This is a genomic window from Shewanella sp. UCD-KL21, assembly GCF_001957135.1.
Classification (GTDB): Bacteria; Pseudomonadota; Gammaproteobacteria; order Enterobacterales; family Shewanellaceae; genus Shewanella.
Map to the genome: position 1 here is coordinate 24,927 of NZ_MPHK01000029.1, position 20,880 is coordinate 45,806.

At 42.4% G+C, this 20,880-nt stretch carries 20 protein-coding genes and 7 tRNA genes; 18 read left to right on the forward strand and 9 right to left on the reverse strand.

The genetic code is table 11. The features are described from left to right. Positions 1-50: 50 nt before the first annotated feature. The 4 genes from ybeY to BM739_RS18480 form a co-directional block, all read right to left on the reverse strand. A complete protein-coding gene (gene ybeY / locus BM739_RS18465) occupies positions 51-515 on the reverse strand; it encodes an rRNA maturation RNase YbeY (protein ID WP_076543108.1) in 465 nt (154 codons plus the stop codon). Continuing rightward, positions 505-1,626: a PhoH family protein gene (locus BM739_RS18470; protein ID WP_083698218.1), complete on the reverse strand. Its 1,122-nt coding sequence runs from the start codon at positions 1,624-1,626 to the stop codon at positions 505-507. Before BM739_RS18470 ends, ybeY begins: the two co-directional genes overlap by 11 nt. A 133-nt stretch (positions 1,627-1,759) precedes the next feature. After that, positions 1,760-3,190 carry a tRNA (N6-isopentenyl adenosine(37)-C2)-methylthiotransferase MiaB gene (miaB, locus tag BM739_RS18475; protein ID WP_076543109.1) on the reverse strand — a complete coding sequence of 477 codons (1,431 nt, stop codon included), beginning with the start codon at positions 3,188-3,190 and terminating at the stop codon, positions 1,760-1,762. A 92-nt stretch (positions 3,191-3,282) separates the two neighbouring features. Beyond that, a complete protein-coding gene (locus BM739_RS18480; RefSeq protein WP_076543110.1) occupies positions 3,283-3,702 on the reverse strand; it encodes a hypothetical protein in 420 nt (139 codons plus the stop codon). Positions 3,703-3,962: 260 nt separating this feature from the next. On the opposite strand from BM739_RS18480, the gene BM739_RS18485 reads away from it, so the two are divergent. The 11 genes from BM739_RS18485 (at position 3,963) to BM739_RS18535 (ending at position 9,316) form a co-directional block, all read left to right on the forward strand. Continuing rightward, a complete protein-coding gene (locus BM739_RS18485; protein ID WP_076543111.1) occupies positions 3,963-5,186 on the forward strand; it encodes an FAD-dependent monooxygenase in 1,224 nt (407 codons plus the stop codon). 263 nt (positions 5,187-5,449) lie between these two features. Further along, the gene (gene pth / locus BM739_RS18490) at positions 5,450-6,037 is read left to right on the forward strand and encodes an aminoacyl-tRNA hydrolase (RefSeq protein WP_076543112.1); all 588 of its coding nucleotides are present in this window, start codon (positions 5,450-5,452) and stop codon (positions 6,035-6,037) included. Between the two features lie 75 nt (positions 6,038-6,112). Continuing rightward, entirely contained in the window at positions 6,113-7,204 is a 1,092-nt protein-coding gene (gene ychF / locus BM739_RS18495; RefSeq protein WP_076543113.1) for a redox-regulated ATPase YchF, read from the forward strand. A gap of 204 nt (positions 7,205-7,408) precedes the next feature. Next, positions 7,409-7,485, forward strand: a tRNA-Met gene (locus BM739_RS18500). 123 nt (positions 7,486-7,608) lie between these two features. Further along, positions 7,609-7,693 (forward strand) — tRNA-Leu (locus tag BM739_RS18505). Positions 7,694-7,741: 48 nt separating this feature from the next. Then, a tRNA-Gln gene (locus tag BM739_RS18510) sits at positions 7,742-7,816 on the forward strand. A gap of 25 nt (positions 7,817-7,841) precedes the next feature. Continuing rightward, positions 7,842-7,916 (forward strand) — tRNA-Gln (locus tag BM739_RS18515). A gap of 5 nt (positions 7,917-7,921) precedes the next feature. Beyond that, positions 7,922-7,998 (forward strand) — tRNA-Met (locus tag BM739_RS18520). 106 nt (positions 7,999-8,104) lie between these two features. Continuing rightward, positions 8,105-8,189, forward strand: a tRNA-Leu gene (locus BM739_RS18525). Positions 8,190-8,245: 56 nt separating this feature from the next. Continuing rightward, positions 8,246-8,320, forward strand: a tRNA-Gln gene (locus BM739_RS18530). Between the two features lie 417 nt (positions 8,321-8,737). Next, positions 8,738-9,316, forward strand: coding sequence for a GNAT family N-acetyltransferase (locus tag BM739_RS18535; RefSeq protein WP_076543114.1), 579 nt, complete (start codon positions 8,738-8,740; stop codon positions 9,314-9,316). Between the two features lie 322 nt (positions 9,317-9,638). Here BM739_RS18535 and BM739_RS18540 read toward each other — a convergent pair whose 3' ends face one another. The 3 genes from BM739_RS18540 to lolB all read right to left on the reverse strand — a co-directional run bounded on the left by BM739_RS18540 (position 9,639) and on the right by lolB (position 12,286). Continuing rightward, complete coding sequence (locus BM739_RS18540; RefSeq protein ID WP_076543115.1) at positions 9,639-10,586, reverse strand: ribose-phosphate pyrophosphokinase; 948 nt, start codon at positions 10,584-10,586, stop codon at positions 9,639-9,641. 97 nt (positions 10,587-10,683) lie between these two features. Further along, complete coding sequence (gene ispE / locus BM739_RS18545) at positions 10,684-11,553, reverse strand: 4-(cytidine 5'-diphospho)-2-C-methyl-D-erythritol kinase (protein WP_076543116.1); 870 nt, start codon at positions 11,551-11,553, stop codon at positions 10,684-10,686. Between the two features lie 97 nt (positions 11,554-11,650). Next, complete coding sequence (gene lolB / locus BM739_RS18550; RefSeq protein WP_254843586.1) at positions 11,651-12,286, reverse strand: lipoprotein insertase outer membrane protein LolB; 636 nt, start codon at positions 12,284-12,286, stop codon at positions 11,651-11,653. Between the two features lie 316 nt (positions 12,287-12,602). Here lolB and hemA point away from each other — a divergent pair, with 316 nt between their 5' ends. From hemA to kdsA, 7 genes are all read left to right on the forward strand, one after another. Next, positions 12,603-13,853, forward strand: a complete 1,251-nt coding sequence (hemA, locus tag BM739_RS18555; RefSeq protein ID WP_076543118.1) for a glutamyl-tRNA reductase — start codon at positions 12,603-12,605, stop codon at positions 13,851-13,853. Positions 13,854-13,867: 14 nt separating this feature from the next. Next, positions 13,868-14,953 (forward strand): peptide chain release factor 1, encoded by a 1,086-nt coding sequence (prfA, locus tag BM739_RS18560; protein ID WP_076543119.1) that lies wholly within the window; start codon positions 13,868-13,870, stop codon positions 14,951-14,953. 9 nt (positions 14,954-14,962) lie between these two features. Next, positions 14,963-15,820 (forward strand): peptide chain release factor N(5)-glutamine methyltransferase, encoded by an 858-nt coding sequence (gene prmC, locus BM739_RS18565; protein ID WP_076543120.1) that lies wholly within the window; start codon positions 14,963-14,965, stop codon positions 15,818-15,820. 200 nt (positions 15,821-16,020) lie between these two features. Then, positions 16,021-16,416: a SirB2 family protein gene (locus BM739_RS18570; protein WP_076543121.1), complete on the forward strand. Its 396-nt coding sequence runs from the start codon at positions 16,021-16,023 to the stop codon at positions 16,414-16,416. Between the two features lie 9 nt (positions 16,417-16,425). After that, entirely contained in the window at positions 16,426-17,214 is a 789-nt protein-coding gene (locus BM739_RS18575; protein ID WP_076543122.1) for a SirB1 family protein, read from the forward strand. Between the two features lie 168 nt (positions 17,215-17,382). Further along, the gene (locus BM739_RS18580) at positions 17,383-18,636 is read left to right on the forward strand and encodes a DUF819 domain-containing protein (protein WP_076543123.1); all 1,254 of its coding nucleotides are present in this window, start codon (positions 17,383-17,385) and stop codon (positions 18,634-18,636) included. Between the two features lie 62 nt (positions 18,637-18,698). Continuing rightward, entirely contained in the window at positions 18,699-19,547 is an 849-nt protein-coding gene (gene kdsA / locus BM739_RS18585; protein WP_076543124.1) for a 3-deoxy-8-phosphooctulonate synthase, read from the forward strand. Here the strand turns inward: kdsA and BM739_RS20175 are convergent. Together BM739_RS20175 and BM739_RS18595 are read right to left on the reverse strand one after the other, a co-directional pair. Further along, positions 19,478-19,819, reverse strand: a complete 342-nt coding sequence (locus BM739_RS20175; protein WP_139326918.1) for a hypothetical protein — start codon at positions 19,817-19,819, stop codon at positions 19,478-19,480. The genes kdsA and BM739_RS20175 overlap by 70 nt on opposite strands. A gap of 803 nt (positions 19,820-20,622) precedes the next feature. Beyond that, positions 20,623-20,880: IS3 family transposase (locus tag BM739_RS18595; protein ID WP_139326919.1), on the reverse strand; the 258-nt coding region annotated here is incomplete at its 5' end.

Genomic DNA, 20,880 nt, shown 5'->3' on the forward strand with positions numbered 1-20,880 from the left:
ATATTTTACTAAATCAAAATCAGCATGTTATATGCAGTCGTTTGATTTATTTACGCTTCCTTATATGGATTTGAAAAACCTAAGCCTTCAATGAGTTGAGTCTCTAATGACTCCATTTCTTCAGCTTCATTATCGATAATATGGTCATAGCCTAGTAAATGCAAGCAGCCGTGGATAACCATATGGGCCCAATGTGCAACAAGGGGCTTATTTTGTTGATTTGCTTCAAGTTCTACCACCTCAGCACTAATGATGAGATCGCCTAATAGCGGTAACTCTATCCCTGGAGGCGCTTCAAAGGGGAAAGACAATACATTAGTCGGCTTGTCTTTACCACGGTAAGTATTATTAAGCTGCTGGCTTTCAGTATTTTCAACAATTCTGATGGTCAGTTCAGCTTGCGCCATGGTGTTGCCAAGGGCCGTTGTTACCCATAGCTCAAATTCACTTTGGCTCGGGAGCTTACTGCTGTCTGCGACGGCAATCTGCAGATCTAAATCAAGTTTAAGACTCATTATTTATTGCTCCGTCTTTACTGATCTCATTGGCGTTAACGTCATTCGTATTAACGTCCACTTTGGCCATTTGTTCATTAAAGGCCGTTTGACGTTGTTTATATTGGTGCTCTTTTTCAGCTTTTAATGCCTGCTCTTTACTGTCAAAGGCTTCATAGGCTTCAACAATTCTTGCCACAATCGGATGGCGCACCACATCTTGAGACATAAAGAAGTTGAAGCTAATGTCATCTACTTCACTCAATACTTCAATGGCTTGGCGAAGCCCTGATTTTTGGCTGCGAGGCAAATCTATCTGGGTAATATCGCCGGTGATCACCGCTTTTGAGTTAAAACCGATACGGGTTAAGAACATTTTCATTTGCTCAACGGTAGTATTTTGGCTTTCATCCAAAATAACAAACGCATCATTTAGGGTTCGGCCACGCATATAGGCTAAAGGGGCAACTTCAATAATATTACGCTCAAGCAGTTTTTCAACTTTCTCAAAGCCCATCATTTCAAATAAAGCATCATAAAGTGGACGTAAATAAGGATCGACTTTCTGACTTAAATCTCCAGGTAAAAAACCTAACTTTTCGCCAGCCTCAACAGCAGGGCGGGTAAGGAGTATGCGTCTTATTTCTTGTCTTTCAAGGGCATCAACTGCTGCAGCAACCGCTAAAAAGGTTTTACCGGTACCGGCAGGTCCGACACCAAAGGTAATGTCGTGTTTAGCCATATTGGCCACATACACTGACTGATTGGGATTGCGAGGTTTGATGATACCGCGCTTGGTTTTGATATGCAGGGTGTCATCTTCAGCCGATGATTCAGCTTCGAGGTTAATGACCTCCTGAATGGCGAGATGCACTCGCTCTGGCTCTAAATCTGGGGTGCTACCTTTAACCGTTTGGGTTTCAATGTATAACTGTTTCAGTAAATTATTAGCATTAAAGGCATGTCTTGGCAGGCCAACGATTTTGAAATGATTATTCTTATGGATAATCTCAACACCTAAACGACGTTCAAGCTGTTTAATGTTGTCATCATATGGACCACATAATGAGGCAATTCTTCGAGTTTCAGCAGGCTCGAGGTATAAATTCATGGTAGTAACTTTAGTGGACAAAAATAATGCTCCAAAAGAAAAAGAATGCGAATAGGTATGAAAGTTAAAATACCACGGTATTAACTGAAAAGCACAATAAAGGCGGCTCGAGGCCGCCTTTATTAAATAATGATAAACCCGCTTTATGGCTAAATTAGCTGCCTGGGGTAAATTGGCTTACACCAATATCATCATCAGTTTTGTGTTTGGCTACGATATCTGACGGACGTAAACTGCGACGTAAATCCATTTCGTCTTCGCCGCGAATAAATACGCCGCGCAGCGAGTTGGTGTATACATCAACAATTTCAACATCCACAAAACCACCAATACACTTAGGATCGGCTTCAAAGTTCACGACGCGGTTATTTTCAGTACGGCCGCGAAGCTCCATTGGATCCTTAACTGAAGGCCCTTCAACCAAAATACGCTGCACTGTGCCTAACATTTGGCGGCTGTAGCGCATGGCTTGTTGGGTAATACGGTCTTGTAAAATCGCTAAGCGCTTTTTCTTTTCTTCCATAGTGACATCATCTGGCAAATCAGCCGCTGGTGTTCCTGGACGGGCACTGTAGATAAAGCTAAAGCTGTGGTCAAAACTGACATCTTCAATCAACTTCATGGTGTCTTCAAATTCAGCATTTGACTCGCCAGGGAAGCCGACAATGAAGTCAGAACTGATTTGGATATCAGGACGCGCTTTACGTAAACGACGAATAATCGATTTATATTCGATGGCCATATGACCACGTTTCATATTAGTTAGAATGCGGTCTGAACCTGATTGCACTGGTAAATGTAAGAAACTCACCACTTCAGGGGTGTCTTCATAAACATCGATAATGTCTTGTGAAAACTCAATGGGGTTACTGGTGGTGTAACGCACACGGTCGATACCATCAATCGATGCCACTAAACGCAGTAATTCTGCGAAGGTACAAATATCATCATCATGGGTAGCACCAAGGAATGCATTGACGTTTTGCCCCAGTAGATTGACTTCACGTACACCTTGCTCAGCAAGTTGTGCGATTTCTAAAATAACGTCATCAACCGGGCGGCTAACTTCTTCACCACGGGTGTATGGTACAACGCAGAATGAACAATATTTGCTGCAGCCTTCCATAATAGACACAAACGCCGATGGACCGTCAGCGCGAGGCTCTGGTAGGCGATCGAATTTTTCAATTTCAGGGAAGCTCACATCAATAACCGCTTTATCGCCATTATTAATTTGGGTGATCATCTCAGGTAAGCGATGTAAGGTTTGTGGGCCAAAAATAATATCAACGCACTGAGCACGCTCTTTAATGGCTTTACCTTCTTGTGAGGCTACACAACCACCTACACCGATAATTAGATTAGGATTTTTGTCTTTGAGGGTTTTCCAGCGTCCAAGCTGATGAAACACTTTTTCCTGCGCTTTTTCGCGAATTGAACATGTGTTTAGTAGCAGTACGTCTGCTTCTTCAGCATCCTCAGTCAAGGTATAACCTTGATAATCGTCCAGCAAGTCAGCCATTTTAGATGAATCGTATTCATTCATCTGACAGCCCCAGGTCTTTATGTGTAGTTTTTTACTCATCAGTTACGCCGTTCTATTACCACAGAAAAATAGCCGAGTATTTTAACTGCACAAAGGCTCGCTGGCTAGCCTTTGTGCACACTTAGACGGCATTATTCTGAAATGACGAATACCCCTATATTTTCAGGGTGTTTATCTATTTGGGCTAACTCGTTTGATTGATTGGTAAAATAGCCAAATTGTTTCGCCATTGTGACGTTATCTTGTCTCGCTTGAACAATTATTTTTTGCGCTAGCTCTCTATTAAACTGCGTAAGCATTTCCGTGGTTTGTTGATATAAGGCATAATCGAAGGATGAACGGTGAATAACCGTAATGGTTTCCATCGGTTGCACTTCGGCTTGTGCTGTCATTGGCATAATGGCAGCACCAGCAAGAAGCCCTGCAAGTAGCGGCATAGTAAAGAATGACTTAGTAAACTTTTTTACATAACTCATTAACGTATTACGGCTGCTTGTTAGTGATTTAAGGGTTCCATTATTAGATTGTACATAGGTACTTTGACTGAACATACTATCCTCTCTTACCTTGGCATTTAAGGGGTTGGTTGCAAGGCATGTCATACTAGACAGTCTCAGTATAAGGTAAGGTTTAATGGTTAAAGTTTAACCATTGTAAGCAGGTGTTGCTCAAACTCAAGATAGCAACATATCGACACGATTGAGGCGTTACAGACATCTTTGTACATAGTTTCAGTGACACTTATTGGCATAATCATCATCACAGCCAATGTCGTTTCAGTATTACAGCTTTTTTTAAAGGTAAATAAACAATGCAGCAAGCATCGAATGTAGTTGAACATGATGTCGTTATCGTTGGCGGTGGTATGGTGGGCGCAGCTGTGGCTGTTGGATTAGGTCAATTAGGTTTAAACGTTGCCATGATTGAAGCATTCGCGCCTAAAGCCTATTTACCTGAGCAGCCTTTAGACTTACGCGTATCAGCGATTAGTGTGGCCTCTGAGCAATTACTTGAACGCTTGGGCGTCATGGAGCAACTTCGCACCATGCGTCATGTTGCCTACAAAGGCTTAGAAACTTGGGAGCTCGATGATTGCATTACCCGTTTTCATGCTGATCAAATAAATGAAACTCATTTAGGCTACTTTTTTGAGAACCGCTTAATTCAACTGAGTCTGTGGCAGCAAATTGATGCTATGGATAATGTGCATTGTTATTGCCCTGATAGCGTTGCTAGCTTCGAGCGTATTGAAATGAGCAATAGTGACGTAAAGTCATTGTCTCAAGGTATTAAAGCAACCCTTAAAAGTGGCGTGGAATTACATGCATCATTATTAGTTGGCGCAGATGGGGCTAATTCACAAGTAAGACAATGGGCCGGTATTGGTATTACTGGCTGGGATTATGCTCAGTCAGCCATGTTGATAAATGTTGAAACGGACACCGCGCAGCAAGACATTACTTGGCAACAGTTTACCCCTCAAGGGCCACGCTCATTACTGCCATTACCGGGTAATAACGCCTCATTAGTATGGTATGACAGTAATAGTCGCATTAAGCAGTTGATGCAGCTCAATCATAAACAACTGGCAGAGCAAATTAGAGCGCACTTTCCATCAAGGCTTGAGCCAAGCTTTACCGTTATAGATAGAGGCAGCTTTCCGCTCACAAGGCGCCATGCCCAAGATTATTGCCAAGACAATATTGTGATTTTAGGTGATGCAGCGCATACCATTAACCCGCTTGCAGGGCAGGGGGTTAATATTGGTTTTAAAGATGTCGATGTGTTGATAGCGACCATTGCCGATGCTGTTGGCAATGATAAACCTTGGTGGACTGCATCGTGCTTAAAGCAATATCAGTGTCAACGATATAGCGATAACTTATTGATGATGTCAGCAATGGATGCATTCTATGCTGGCTTTAGTAATGATTTATTACCGATAAAGCTATTAAGAAATGGTTTATTGAAGCTTGCAAACCACGACAATCCGATCAAACAGAAGGTGCTTAAATACGCACTGGGCTTAAGTTAATCAGCTTGTTTTAAGCCACCACCTACCTTACTTTGTTACTGCAATTTAAAATGCGGGTTAACGCCATTAACTGCAAACCTTTTAACAGTTAAAGTTAACCCCATTGCAGCTAATTACCACACTGTATTTGTTGAGTTCAGTTTTGAGTGTTAAAATGCCGCGCTTTAGCGCCTTCAAATCACAAAATCTTAGTCTATAACTATTAAGACGGATAAATGATTTTGAAGATAACGCAGTCATTTAACCACTGAAATTGAGTGCTAATGAGTCAAATAAAACTAATTGTCGGCCTTGCTAACCCTGGTGCTGAATACGCCCACACTCGTCATAATGCGGGTGCATGGTATGTACAAGAGTTAGCGCGTTTATGTGGCGCCACCTTAGCGCCAGACAGTAAATATTTTGGCTTAACCGCCAGAGTCACTATTGACGGTAAAGATGTTCGCCTACTTATACCTACCACGTTTATGAATTTAAGCGGTAAGTCAGTAGGGGCATTAGCGAACTTTTTTCGTATTTTACCTGAAGAGATCTTAGTGGCTCATGATGAGCTTGATATGGAGCCGGGCGTTGCTAAGTTTAAACTGGGCGGTGGTCATGGTGGCCATAATGGCTTAAAAGATATTATTGCTAAGCTTGCCAATGAAAAAGGCTTTTACCGATTACGTATTGGTATTGGTCACCCTGGAGATAAAAACCGCGTCAGTGGTTATGTCTTAGGTAAAGCGCCAGCGAGCGATCAAGAAAAGATGGACGCAGCAATAGATGAAGCGGTGCGTTCAACTGAAATACTGTTTAAAGAAGACATGGCGAAAGCGATGCACCGATTACACACATTTAAAGCGCTCTAATTAGCCGCGCTTTGATTATTGATTTGACACAACTTACCACTTCCTAGGTGAGTTTAATTATATAAAGGTAAAAATATGGGTTTTAAATGCGGCATTGTGGGTTTGCCAAACGTTGGTAAGTCAACACTATTTAATGCGTTAACTAAAGCAGGAATCGAAGCTGCTAACTTCCCGTTTTGTACCATTGAGCCAAATACGGGTGTGGTTCCAGTACCGGATCCACGTTTAGATGCATTAGCAGCGATTGTTAATCCAGAACGTATTTTACCGACTACAATGGAATTTGTGGATATTGCAGGTTTAGTTGCTGGCGCATCAAAAGGTGAAGGTTTAGGTAACAAGTTCCTAGCTAACATTCGTGAAACTGATGCCATTGGTCACGTTGTACGTTGTTTTGAAGATGACAACATCGTCCATGTTGCTAACAAGGTTGACCCTGCTGGCGATATTGATGTTATCAACACTGAACTTGCGTTAGCGGATTTAGACAGCTTAGAGCGTGCTATCTTCCGTCAGCAAAAGCGCGCTAAAGGCGGCGACAAAGATGCTAAGTTTGAAGTAGAAGTACTTGAAAAAATGCGTCCGACTTTAGATGAAGGCCAAATGCTGCGTTCATTAGAGTTAAGCAAAGAAGAAATGGCTGCAATTGCCTACCTTAACTTCTTAACCCTAAAGCCAACCATGTACATTGCTAACGTATCAGAAGATGGATTTGAAAATAATCCGCATTTAGACGCTGTTAAAGCCATTGCAGCGACAGAAAACGCAGTGGTTGTTGCAGTATGTGCCGCTATTGAGTCTGAGCTTGCTGAGATGGACGCTGAAGAGCGTGATGAGTTTATGGCAGACCTTGGTCTTGAAGAGCCAGGCCTTGATCGCGTTATTCGTGGTGGTTATGAATTATTGGACTTACAAACTTACTTTACTGCTGGTGTAAAAGAAGTAAGAGCATGGACTGTGCCTGTTGGTGCCAGTGCGCCACAAGCTGCTGGTGTGATCCACACCGACTTTGAGCGTGGCTTTATTCGCGCCCAAGTAATGGCCTATGACGACTTTATCGAGTTTAATGGTGAAGCAGGCGCTAAAGAAGCAGGTAAGTTACGCGTAGAAGGTAAAGCTTATATCGTTAAAGATGGCGATGTAATGCATTTCTTATTCAACGTATAAATAGTATTTTCAGACTTTAATTAGTCAAACAAGCGGTCGAGGTTAACTTTTTCGGTCAAATATGCCGATTTGCTACGCAGTTTGGTGAACTTATAGCCGAACAGTGTCAATTGATGAAAATAGCTAAAAAAAGCAGTTGACCTCGATACGCTGAATAAGCATAATACGCCCCGTCCTCACGACGAGGGCAACGAAAGATAAAGTGGCAATGTAGCTCAGCTGGTTAGAGCACAGCATTCATAATGCTGGGGTCGCAGGTTCAAGTCCCGCCATTGCTACCATCTTCTCAAGATGTCAAACTAGAGATTCGCTGGTTAGTTAAAGCCGCAAGGTTTTAGAAATATGACTGGCTACCTTCTCAAGGTTAAATGAGCATCGTGTTCTGGATGTTAAACAGAGTCAGTGCGGGAGTGGTGGAATTGGTAGACACGCCAGATTTAGGTTCTGGTGCCGTAAGGTGTGAGAGTTCAAGTCTCTCTTCCCGTACCATTATATAGAAAGACTGGCATTAGCGGGTTTTTCGAAAAAGCTTTAGATTGGGATATCGCCAAGTGGTAAGGCACCGGGTTTTGATCTCGGCATCCCCAGGTTCGAATCCTGGTATCCCAGCCATTTTAAAGTAAGTAGACAAGATTATTGGGATATCGCCAAGTGGTAAGGCACCGGGTTTTGATCTCGGCATCCCCAGGTTCGAATCCTGGTATCCCAGCCATCTTAGGCAATGTAGCTCAGCTGGTTAGAGCACAGCATTCATAATGCTGGGGTCGCAGGTTCAAGTCCCGCCATTGCTACCATGTTTGAAGGTAGACTAGTGGGTAACCCTATGCTACTTAGTTAGAAAAGAGCAACAACAGAGTTTACACTGTATATAATTAGTGTATATTCTGAGAAAGATTTGATGCGGGAGTGGTGGAATTGGTAGACACGCCAGATTTAGGTTCTGGTGCCGTAAGGTGTGAGAGTTCAAGTCTCTCTTCCCGTACCATCAAATTTTTTCAATATGTAAACCTTCCTTTATGAAAAGTTATACATAACCAATTTTGGGATATCGCCAAGTGGTAAGGCACCGGGTTTTGATCTCGGCATCCCCAGGTTCGAATCCTGGTATCCCAGCCAAATTTGATTATTGCAATCAAAGCAAACAGCCCGTCTTATGACGGGCTTTTTGTTGTCTATAATTTACTGCACAACTCAGTACAGGCCATTCAAGCCAAGCAGTTCTGGATCTGGTAAGCCTTCGAATTAACACAGTCTTCGAATTAACTTAGTCTTCGAATTAACTTGGTCTTCGAATTAACTTGGTCTTCGAATTAATTTCGTCTTTGAAGTAGGCCTTGGCTCGCGCGCGAGTTAATAGCTCTAATTAAAAGCCCTCATACATTTCCCTCAGTTAACTAACGCTTTTGCTATGTTGAATAATTTTTTACTACCGAGCTGTCATTTTATTCGCATAGCTGTGTACAGCGGCAATTGATCCGTTAAGCTAGCAAATTCATCAGTGGTATTTTTTATTATGAGTATTTCAGGTTAATTATGTCGATAATCCCCATTACTGAGCGCCTATGGCCAGCCATTTATGATTTACAGTGTCAGGTATATAGCGAAATTGAACCTGAAACTATGGAAGTGCTGCGCAGTAAGTGGCTGCACTCACCCCATGCTTGTTTTGCTTACTGTTCAAATCAGACTGAAAATGCCGATTCGCCGCTGTCGTCAAGCGCGCCAATACAGGCATATCTGCTTGCCCATGAGCTAGCGGGCGCTGAAGCGCCGAAATTGCACCAACCACTGTCGTCAACTCATACTGCTGCCTCAGGTAGTAAATCCAAGCAAGGCAGCGCGATAAGGCTGTTCTTGCATGATCTCGCAGTGTCTAAGGATGTAAAGGGCATGGGCGTTGGTAAGCTGATGGTGGCGCATTTAATCGCGCTAGCGACAGCAAAGGGTTATAAAGAAGTGTTACTAATTGCCATACAAGGTTCAGTGCCTTTTTGGCAGAAGCAAGGTTTTGAATTAGATCTTGAGGTGAGTGAGCTGCAAGCTGCAGCAATTGAAGCAAGTTATGGGGCAGGCGCCAAAGCGATGCGAAAAAAACTATCCTTTAATCGCTAGTTTCAGAAACTAACGGGCAATAATTTATGGTTAATAACTAATTGCTAATAACTAACGGCCAATAACTTATGGTTAATGACTGATATCTCATCTTGTTTAAGTCATGGGTAACAATTAAAGCCATAGATGCGAAAAAATTATCGTTCAATCGCTAGTTTGTGAAACTAACGGGCAATAACTAATTGCTAATAACTAACGGCCAATAACTTATGGTTAATGACTGATATCTCATCTTGTTTAAGTCAGAGGAAACAATTAAAGCCATAAAAAAACGCACTCGTTAAAGAGTGCGCTTTTTACGATATCGAAACTAATCTAGTAATTAGTGACGGAACATCGCAGAAATAGACTCTTCGTTGCTAACGCGACGGATCGCTTCAGCAAGTACTGCTGACATTGTTAGCTGAGTGACTTTTTCAAGTTTAGCGATCTCAGGGCTTAATGGCACAGTATCGGTAACGATAACTTCATCGATAACTGATTCAGCGATATTTTTCGCTGCATTGCCAGAAAACACTGGGTGAGTTGCATAAGCGAATACACGGTTAGCACCATGTTCTTTTAACGCTTCTGCCGCTTTACATAAAGTACCACCAGTATCGATCATGTCATCAACAATAATACAGTCACGGCCTTGAACATCACCAATGATATGCATTACTTGAGCAACGTTCGCTTGTGGGCGACGCTTATCGATAATGGCTAAGTCAGAATCATCAAGTAGTTTTGCCACTGCACGAGCACGTACAACACCACCGATGTCAGGAGAAACAACAACTGGGTTATCAAGTTGCTTGCCTAACATATCTTCAAGTAACACTGGGCTACCAAATACGTTATCAACAGGCACATCAAAGAAACCTTGAATTTGCTCAGCGTGAAGATCGCAAGTTAATACACGGTCAACCCCAACACTTGATAAGAAGTCTGCAACAACTTTAGCAGTAATAGGTACACGAGCACTACGAACACGACGATCTTGACGAGCGTAACCGAAGTATGGAATTACTGCGGTAATACGACCAGCAGATGCACGGCGAAGCGCATCAACCATAACGATAAGTTCCATTAGGTTGTCGTTGGTCGGTGCACAAGTCGATTGGATGATGAATACATCAGCACCACGTACGTTCTCATTGATTTGAACACTGATTTCACCGTCGCTGAAACGGCCTACTACTGCATCGCCAAGTTTGCAAAATAAACGGTCGGCTATTTTTTTGGCTAGTTTAGGGGTAGCGTTACCAGCAAAGAGCTTGATATCGGGCACTTTATGAACCTCAGGTGTTGGCTTTAAGTTAGTGGCTAAAAATGCGACTTAAGGATGTTGTCATCAATAAGCAAAATACATTTCTAGAAGGTATTTGTTAATCTTGGTTTAAACGTGTCATCAAAGGTGACACGTTTAAGCCTTTAGCAACAAAGCCGCTCATGGTCGTTGGCAGTTGTGCCAAAGCGTCCAGCGCCGATTGTTGCTGTTGGAATTCACCGAAGACGCATGCGCCAGTTCCGGTCATTCTTGACGGCGCATATTCTACCAGCCAGCTTAAGGCATTGGCAACTTGAGGGTGCTTTTCTGTGACAAGTTTTTGGCAATCATTTGACCAATTTTGCTGCATTAAAGTATCAATTGCTAATTTAGGAGTGTTGCGAGTTAACTCTGGTGATTGGAAAATCGCTTGGGTGGAGACATGGATTTCAGGCACTATGACGAGGTAGTACAACTGTGCTGGTTGTACTGCAATAAGCTGCTCTCCAACGCCTTCAGCAAAAGCTGCAAAACCATTAATAAAAACAGGGACATCCGCGCCAAGTTTTAGGCCGATTTCGGCTAGGGTTTCATGGGGTAAATCAAGCCCCCACAACTTATTTAATGCCACTAATGTGGTGGCCGCATCAGATGAACCGCCACCTAAACCGCCACCCATAGGCAGGTTTTTTCGCAGCCAAATTTGTGCGCCGCCCTGATAATTGCAATATTCTTGTAAAGATTTTGCGGCCTTTAGAATTAAGTTATCTTTTTCTGCGACAACTTTTGATAATTCTGAATGCAAGCTTATTTGTTTCGACGCTGTCGGCTGAAAATCTAAATAGTCACACTGGTCAATAAACTGAAACAGGGTTTGCAGCTCGTGGTAACCATCAGCTCTTTGTCCGGTAATATGCAAAAACAGATTAAGCTTTGCTGGAGCTGGCCAATCAGTGGAGATTGCCAAATTGTCTTTATTTGTTGTCATGTAAAAGCCATTCAAGAGGTTTTGTCATTTTGAGTCGAAGTGACTATATAAGTATTAGCTAACAGCGCATCATCAATAGCCGATAAACCAATATCGATTAGTTATTGGTTTGTGCCAGATTAGCTGTGAGAGCTTGCCATTGATTTATCTGAATTTTTATTTGCACATCGGCGCGATTGATTTGCAGTAATCTGGGCAGTTTAGCACCGCTTTGTTGCTGATAACTCATAAAGCTTACCAGCCAATCTCCGCCATTATCAGCACTGCTAAAACGTTTAATGCTGCCATCGGGGTTATATTCTAGCACTTCATCATCAGCGGCGACTTGACCTGTGATCCAAAGCGGTAATTTAGTAATGGGAATGCTCATGCCGCTGACGCGGTAGATTAGCCGTTCAGGGTTGTTGTCTGTGTAGGTTTTATCTTGAATGTCTAAACTGGCGCGACCATTTTCAGACTTAAGTGACAATACGGTGGTGCCAATCATGGTGGTGAGGGTTAATTCATCGCGATCATATTGGCTGCTTTGATCGTGTAGCCAAAATAAGTTGGTGCTAAATTTATCACTGCTAGAACGAAAAGCCAGTTTACCTTGTAATTCCCATGCTTGGGCGTCACTGGGTTGCTGCACTTGTGTTTTTGAAAGCGTGTGCGGTGGACTAATAGAGCAAGCGGTTAATAATAAGCAGCTCATTAACAGTAAGTGTTTTAGGTAAGTTGTTAAAATTCGCAAAGGGACTCACTGGGATAAAAAAAGCGATAATGCATGATACTGGGCAATAAGCTGATTGTAAAAATGCTTTTATAAATAAAGCAGATTTGATTAATTATTACTCCTATACTAGACAATATTAGCTAAAGTAGATATTCATAACCCTGTTTTTCTTGGTGTAATTTGTCAAATGATGGTTGATTTTGTTAACAAGATAGAATTATTAGAAAAAAAATAGATAATTATTCCGTTTTGTTAAGCCAATTGTGTTTTTAGTTTTACCAATTAAGTAGAATGACCTAATTAATGATCCTGCGAAGAACTTAAAACGAGTCACATGAGCCTAGTAGCAATCGGAATAAATCATAAAACCGCCACGGTCGATCTTCGAGAGAAAGTCGCCTTTTCACCGGATAAGATTCACGATGCGATGAAGAGTCTAGCTAGTCGAACTAGCTCGGGTGAAGCCGTGATCGTGTCAACCTGTAACCGTACAGAACTTTATTGCAACAACGGCACTAAAGAAGACATCATTGAATGGCTAGAGGATTATCATAATCTTAGTCATGACGATCTCATGCCTTGTATTTATAGCTATGAAGATCAGGAATGCGTTAAACACTTAATGCGGGTGTCTTCAGGTCTAGATTCTCTAGTATTAGGTGAGCCACAAATTCTTGGGCAAGTTAAACAAGCCTTTGTGAAAGCTAAAGAGGCAGGTACAACGGCAGTTACTATTGACCGTTTGTTTCAAAACACCTTTTCAGTGGCTAAAAAAGTGCGTACTGAAACTGAAATTGGCGCCGCCGCGGTGTCAGTGGCGTTTGCCGCTGTCAGTATGGCCAAACATATTTTCTCATCACTGAGCACCACCAATGTATTATTGATTGGCGCTGGTGAAACCATTGAATTAGTTGCCAAGCATTTAAAAGACAATGAGGTTGCCGGTATTGTAGTGGCTAACCGAACGGTTGAGCGCGCACAGGCGATGCGTGAAGAGTTTGATGCAACGGCAATTACGCTGCAACAAATACCAGACTATCTACCTAAAGCCGATATCGTGATATCCTCTACCGCCAGTCCATTGCCTATATTAGGTAAGGGCATGGTCGAAAAGGCACTGAAACAACGTCGTCATCAACCCATGCTATTGGTTGATATTGCAGTTCCTCGTGATATAGAAGCAGAAGTTGGCGAATTAGACGATGCTTTCCTTTATACTGTAGACGATTTACACAGCATCATTGAACAGAACATGGCTTCACGTAAAGAAGCCGCCGAGCAGGCAGAAGTAATTGCCGATGAACAATCTCATATCTTTATGGAATGGGTGCGTTCGTTAGAGTCTGTAGACAGTATTCGAGAATACCGAAGCCAAAGTTTGGCAATTAAAGATGAATTAGTAGAGCGCGCCTTGAACAAACTAACTCAAGGTGGTGACAATGAACAAGTGATTTTAGAGCTAGCCAATAGGCTAACCAATCGCTTAATCCATGCACCGACACAAGCGTTAACGTCTGCTAGTCGTCAAGGGGACTTGAATACCTTAGGCCAATTACGTGTCACGCTTGGTTTGGATAAAAATTAAGGTAATAAAGCTAAATGAAAGAGTCGGTTATTCGCAAGCTGGAAGGCTTGCTTGAACGTAATGAAGAAGTATTGGCATTACTGAGTGATGCACAAGTTATTGCGGATCAAGACCGCTTTCGCGGCTTATCAAAAGAATATTCTCAGTTAGAAGATATTGTAAAAAGCTTTAAAGCGTTTCAAGAGGCTCAAGCCGATCTTGAGTCTGCGCAAGAAATGCTCACTGAAGATGATGCAGAAATGCGTGAAATGGCGCAAGAAGAAATTAAAGCAGCCAAAAAAGCCATTGCAGAGCTTGAAGATGAATTACAAATCTTATTGCTTCCAAAAGATCCTAATGACGACCGTAATGCCTTCGTAGAAATCCGCGCCGGCGCCGGTGGTGATGAAGCCGCTATATTCGCCGGTGACTTATTCCGCATGTATTCACGTTTTTGTGAGTCGAATAAGTGGCAAATGGAAATCATGAACGCCAACGAAGGTGAGCATGGTGGCTTTAAAGAATTAATCGTTCACGTAACTGGTGAAGGCGTTTACGGTAAATTGAAATTTGAATCTGGCGGACACCGTGTTCAACGTGTACCAGAAACAGAATCTCAAGGCCGAGTACATACCTCAGCCGTTACCGTGGTTGTATTACCAGAAGTGCCTGAAGCTGAACAGATTTCAATTAATCCAGCAGACTTAAAAGTCGATACCTTCCGCGCATCTGGCGCAGGTGGTCAGCACGTCAACAAAACCGATTCAGCCATTCGTATTACTCACGTACCGTCAGGTATTGTGGTGGAATGTCAGGATCAACGCTCGCAACATAAAAACCGTGCCCAAGCCATGAGTGTACTTTCAGCGCGCTTACAAGCGGTTGAAGATGAAAAGCGTCGTAGCGAAGAAGAATCAACCCGCCGTAATCTAGTGGCAAGTGGTGATCGTTCAGAACGTATTCGTACTTACAACTTCCCACAAGGTCGTATGAGTGAGCACCGAATTAATTTAACGCTATACCGCTTAAATGAAATCATGGAAGGCGACTTAAACGCCATTATTGAGCCATTAATGCAAGAGGAACAAGCGGACTTGCTTGCTGCATTAGCTGACGACTAAGGAGTAACCTTGTCACAGTCTTCTTTCTCTACCATTGCGGAGTCTTTGCAATGGGCTTACAGTTTATTGGTCGATTCATCTGAATCGGCCAATATCGATGCAGAAGCCTTACTTCTGCATTGCATCAATAAGCAGCGTAGCTTCATTTATACTTGGCCTGAAAAAGTCCTCACTACCGATCAATTCAAAGCTTATAAAGCCATGGTCGAAAAGCGCCAGCAAGGTGTGCCTGTCGCGCACATTATTGGTGAACGTGAATTTTGGTCATTGCCATTTATTGTTAACGCCACCACCTTAATCCCGCGCCCTGATACTGAAATCTTAGTTGAAACCGCGTTAAATTTACCTGTAGCCGAAACCGCTAAGGTACTGGATTTAGGCACGGGAACAGGCGCGATAGCATTGTCATTTGCATCTGAGCGACCGCAATGGCAAATCACAGCCGTTGATAAAGTCACAGATGCGGTAGAACTTGCTAAAGCCAATCGGCAAAACTTAAATCTCACTCAAGTTGAAATTTTACAATCAGATTGGTTTAGTGCAATTGAAGGTCAGCAATTTCAATTAATTGTCTCAAACCCTCCTTATATTGATGAAGCCGATGAGCATTTAGCCATGGGGGATGTGCGCTTTGAACCATCAAGTGCATTGACCGCAGGTGACGCAGGTTTTGCTGATTTATTTCATATCGCAACCCATGCGCGGGCGTACTTATCTGAAGGTGGCTATTTATTGCTGGAACACGGCTTTGAACAGGCGCTGGTCGTAAGACAAAAGCTCATTGATCTTGGTTATGACAATGTAGCAACCGTGCGAGATTTTGGCAGTAATGACCGTTGCACCTTAGGTCAATGGAACAAGGTTTAAGCACTTGCAACCGCCATTTGGCGTTCGTTAATCATTGGCAGTGATCCATTGAGTTACTTACCCAGTTACTACTGAGTTAGTTGCTGATTTACTTATATAGTGACTGGCCTCGTGGGGTGATTTTCACAACATTGCTAATAAGCCGCCAGATCGAGTAAACTAGCGGCCATTTTATCGGTAGCTCAAAGAGAAAAACAATAATGGAAACCTTTTACAGTTTATATCCAGCTGTTAAACACACACACTTAACCTTCATCTTTTTAAGTGTGGTCTTTTTTGTCACTCGCTTTGTACTACACATGCGCAAGTCGCCAATCATGGATAAAAAGTTTGTTAAAGTTGCCCCTCATGTCATTGATACCTTCTTATTGTTATCAGGGCTAATCTTGTGCTTCATGATCAAACAATATCCATTTGTCGATGAGTGGATGACTGAAAAATTAATTGCGGTTTTAGCCTACATTGGATTGGGCGTTATGGCGCTTAAAGGTAACCGTAACAATTTATTCAAAATCTTCGCCTTTTTAGGTGCTATCGGATGGCTCGTATTAGCTGCCAGGCTGGCTCATTTTAAACAAGTTGTATTAATGGGTTAATAGAGTTTAATGGCAAAACATCAAATGAAAGATGCAGTTAAGATCCCCGAAACTGCATTTGAAATAACACAACATCTTGGCTTTTCTCAAGAGAAGAAAGCGCTTTGGGCTTGGTACGAAATTGCCGGCTCAGTGATGAGCTTATATGTCGAAGATCAGCAACAGCGCTTTGAAGGCTTATTGCACTGGTTTTATGATGATTTAGGCTTTTGTGTGCGTGATGATTACTTCAGTGTTGATGCTGCCGATCTTGGTCGCTGCATTATGACCCGCCAAGGTAACAGCACCACCTTAGCCACGGTATTAATTTTATTGGCTAAGCAGCTTGATATTAGCTTAGAAGCGGTATTATTACCGGGGCACACCGTAGTGAGAAGCCATATAAATGATAATATCATTTATATCGATCCGCTAACGGGGCAGCAATTAAGCCGCCACCAATTGCATTTACTGGTGCGTGGTGAGTTAGGTAATTCGGCCATGCTTAAGCCTAAGTACTTAAAAACAGCCAGCCTAAAACGCTTAATAACTCGTATGTTACATGAGCTAAAAGCGGGTTGCATCGTAACCCAGAAATTTGAACAAGCGATGGAATGCTGCAATTTATTGCTGCAGTGGCATCCTGATGATGTGAGCTTAAATCGAGAGCGCGCTTTTATTGCCCAGCAACTGGGGTGCATTAAAGTGGCCATTTCAGATTTACAGCACTTTATCGACAGCAGTCCACACGATCCGGTGACAGAAATTGTCAAAATTCAGCTGAAAGAGTTAAGTCAACAACCACAGACTTATCACTAAGTGGTTAATATAATATTCAAATTCAGGCTCATTTATGAGCCTGAATTGTTTATCGCAAAGCAGTTAATCTGCCAGTAACTTCACCAATTTAAAAATAATAAGTACTTTAAAGTACATTCATAACAATAATAAATTCACTATGAAATGCATTTGCAAGGGAGCTTTTTCATGACCACCACCCCCATGGTAACCAATGACGCAACCGCACTGGGATTACTTGCCGTCATTCTCGGCTTTGTTTTCTATACCAGTTCGTCAGCACACCCATTTTGGCAAAAATTCTATAAGTTTATCCCAGCCTTATTGCTGTGTTACTTCTTACCCTCACTACTGAATACCTTTGGTATCGTCGATGGTGACACCTCAAAACTCTATTATGTTGCCTCGCGTTACCTATTACCTGCTTGTTTGGTGTTATTGATTTTAAGTGTCGATTTAAAAGCGATTTTAAGTTTAGGCCCTAAAGCCATTGTGATGTTTTTAACCGGCACAGTGGGGATTGTCATCGGCGGCCCCATAGCACTATTAATTATTTCAGCGATTAATCCTGACGTATTAGGCGGCAATGGCCCAGATGCAGTATGGCGCGGAATGACCACGCTTGCGGGCAGTTGGATTGGCGGCGGCGCTAACCAAGCCTCAATGAAAGAAATTTATGAAGTGGGCGGCGATATCTTTTCAGTGATGGTGACTGTAGATGTGATTGTCGCTAACCTGTGGATGGCTGTATTATTACTGATGGCATCTCGTGCGAAAGAGATTGATGCTAAAACAGGCGCAGACACCACCGCCCTTGAAGCCCTCAAAGCCAAAGTTGAAAAGTACCATGCAGAAAATGCCCGTATACCTTCACTACGTGATTTAATGCTGATTGTGGCCATCGGTTTTGGTGTTACCGGGTTAGCGCATTTTGCGGCAGACTTTTTAGGACCATTTTTTGAAGTTAATTACCCTTGGACTCAAGACTACAGCTTAACCTCCAAGTTCTTCTGGCTGGTTGTTATCGCCACCACTATTGGTTTAGCCTTATCTTTTAGTCCTGTAAAACAGATAGAAGCTGCGGGCGCCTCGAAAGTGGCATCGGCATTTTTATATATTCTTGTCGCGACCATTGGTTTGCATATGGATGTATCCAAGTTAGCTGATGAGCAAAACCTGTGGTATTTCGCCATTGGTATTATTTGGATGCTGGTACACGCAAGCTTTATGCTTATCGTGGCTAAAATTATTAAAGCGCCGCTGTTTTATATGGCGGTGGGCAGTCAGGCTAACGTTGGCGGCGCAGCGTCAGCCCCCGTGGTTGCAGCAGCGTTTCATCCCGCACTCGCGCCAGTAGGCGTATTGTTGGCAGTATTGGGCTATGCTGTAGGCACGTATATGGCTTGGATGTGTGGCCAGTTACTGCAGATACTTGCGGTATAACATTATTTTTTAATGGGGTTAGCAGCGGCTAATCCCATGGTATTGATTAAAGAGAAATGACTATGGATCATAAAATCATTGGTTTAAATGAGCTAGAAATTGCGAATGATAAACCGTTTGTTTTATTTGGTGGCATGAATGTGCTTGAGTCTCGCGATCTGGCAATGAAAATTGCAGAGCATTACGTAGAAGTAACCCAAAAACTGGGTATTCCTTACGTATTTAAAGCGTCATTTGATAAAGCAAATCGCTCATCTGTGAACTCATATCGTGGTCCAGGTATGGAAGAAGGCTTAAAGATTTTCGAAGAGATTAAGTCGACCTTTAATGTGCCTATTATCACCGATGTGCATGAAATTCATCAGTGTCAGCCAGTGGCTGATGTGGTTGATATTATCCAGTTGCCAGCATTTTTAGCCCGCCAAACTGATCTCGTGGTTGCGATGGCTGCAACGGGTTCAATCATTAACGTGAAAAAGCCGCAGTTCTTAGCGCCTCATGAAATGCGTCATATCATTAAGAAGTTTAATGAAGCCGGTAATGACAACATTATTTTGTGTGAACGTGGTTCAAGCTTTGGTTATAACAACCTAGTGGTTGATATGTTGGGTATGGATGAAATGAAGCAGTCCGGTTACCCAGTCATCTTTGATGCAACTCATGCACTGCAACGTCCTGGTGGACGTACTGATAGTGCCGGCGGACGCCGCGCTCAAGCAACTGAACTTGCGCGTAGTGGTATGGCGTTAGGTTTAGCGGGTTTGTTTATTGAAGCGCATCCAGATCCTGATAATGCTAAGTGTGACGGCCCATGTGCATTGCCACTGAATCAGTTAGAAAACTACTTAACCCAGATGAAAGCGGTTGATGATTTGGTTAAATCATTTGCGCCGATTGATACCAGTAAGTAGATAAAAGATTTTTTAAAAGCCCTGAACTTATGATTAAGTTCGGGGCTTTTTTGTGGGTTCATATTTAAGTTGAATTTTTTATTAGTTTTTGAAATAAGATCAAGGTCGTGGTGCTTCGCCCCTTCCGTTGTAAAGAGCAGACCAAAAGGGGAAAAGCGCTTGTTCCCCTTTTGGATATCCCCCAGCGCCCCGACGAAAAATGCTGAAAAGCGCATAATTTTCGATGGGGATTGATCCAGCTTTTGACTTCGTTTGTATCCGTCTTCGGTCATTGTCGAAAAGCCCTAACGCTTCCGATAGGCCATCCATGGCCTAACGAAAGCTAGCTTGGCATCCATGCCAAGCTCACGGTCTTTTCTCGATGACCTCAATTCAAATTGAGCCTTTTAGATTCTTAGATTTATATTTTTTTGATCTTTAAATTATTATGAATAAAGTTAAATCGAAGAAATAATAATCCCAGTGTAGATGCGCTCAAGACCTTTGAAAACAGGGATGTTTTCGCAGAGCCCACAGGGATGTGTTCACGGCGTGTCTTGGATGTATCTGCACATAAGCCTGCGGCAGGCAATGGATTAGATGGAAGTGATGGTCTTCTATAACCTAGCCAATAAACATTAAGCTAAACATTAAATAAAAGTTATAAATCAGTTTAAAGTAGAACCACCTAAGGATAGAGTTGGGTAACCTCGAACAAAAACATCGAGAACGCCATTTAGGGATGAAGCTATTCAATAATAATGAGCCAACCAACTACCTTATTAAAGCTTGTATTGACCTCACTTGTTATAAATAGCTTTATTTGGCATTCAAACTAACTATCTAAGTGTTTAAAAATATTGCATATTTCAGAAACCCTACTTCCTTTTTCATCGCTACTATTAAATGATATTAAAGCTTGAATGCCCTCTAGCAATGCAACATAACTATAATCAACACCCTTAAAAGGTTTAATAAACTTAAATACAGAGCAATTATTGGTAGCGTAAATATCATTAATGTAATGCTGGGAACGTAATTTTCTTATGAGACTGTTGACCTGGTCAACTGAATTCGGTCACCCTAGTTAAGTTCGTTAAGCCACTTCTTTTAACGGCTTACCCTTACGCTCAAATTCATTAGGACTTTGATAATTGAGGTATGAATGCATCCGTTGGCTGTTGTACCACATCGTGATGTAATTCAAGACATCTTGTTGAGCTGCATAGCGCGTCCGATAATTGCGCCAATGAACTCGTTCCTGCTTCAAGCTACCGAAAAAGCTTTCTGCTACTGCATTATCCCAGCAACATCCTTTTTTACTCATACTGCCGACAAACTTATGCAGCCTCAG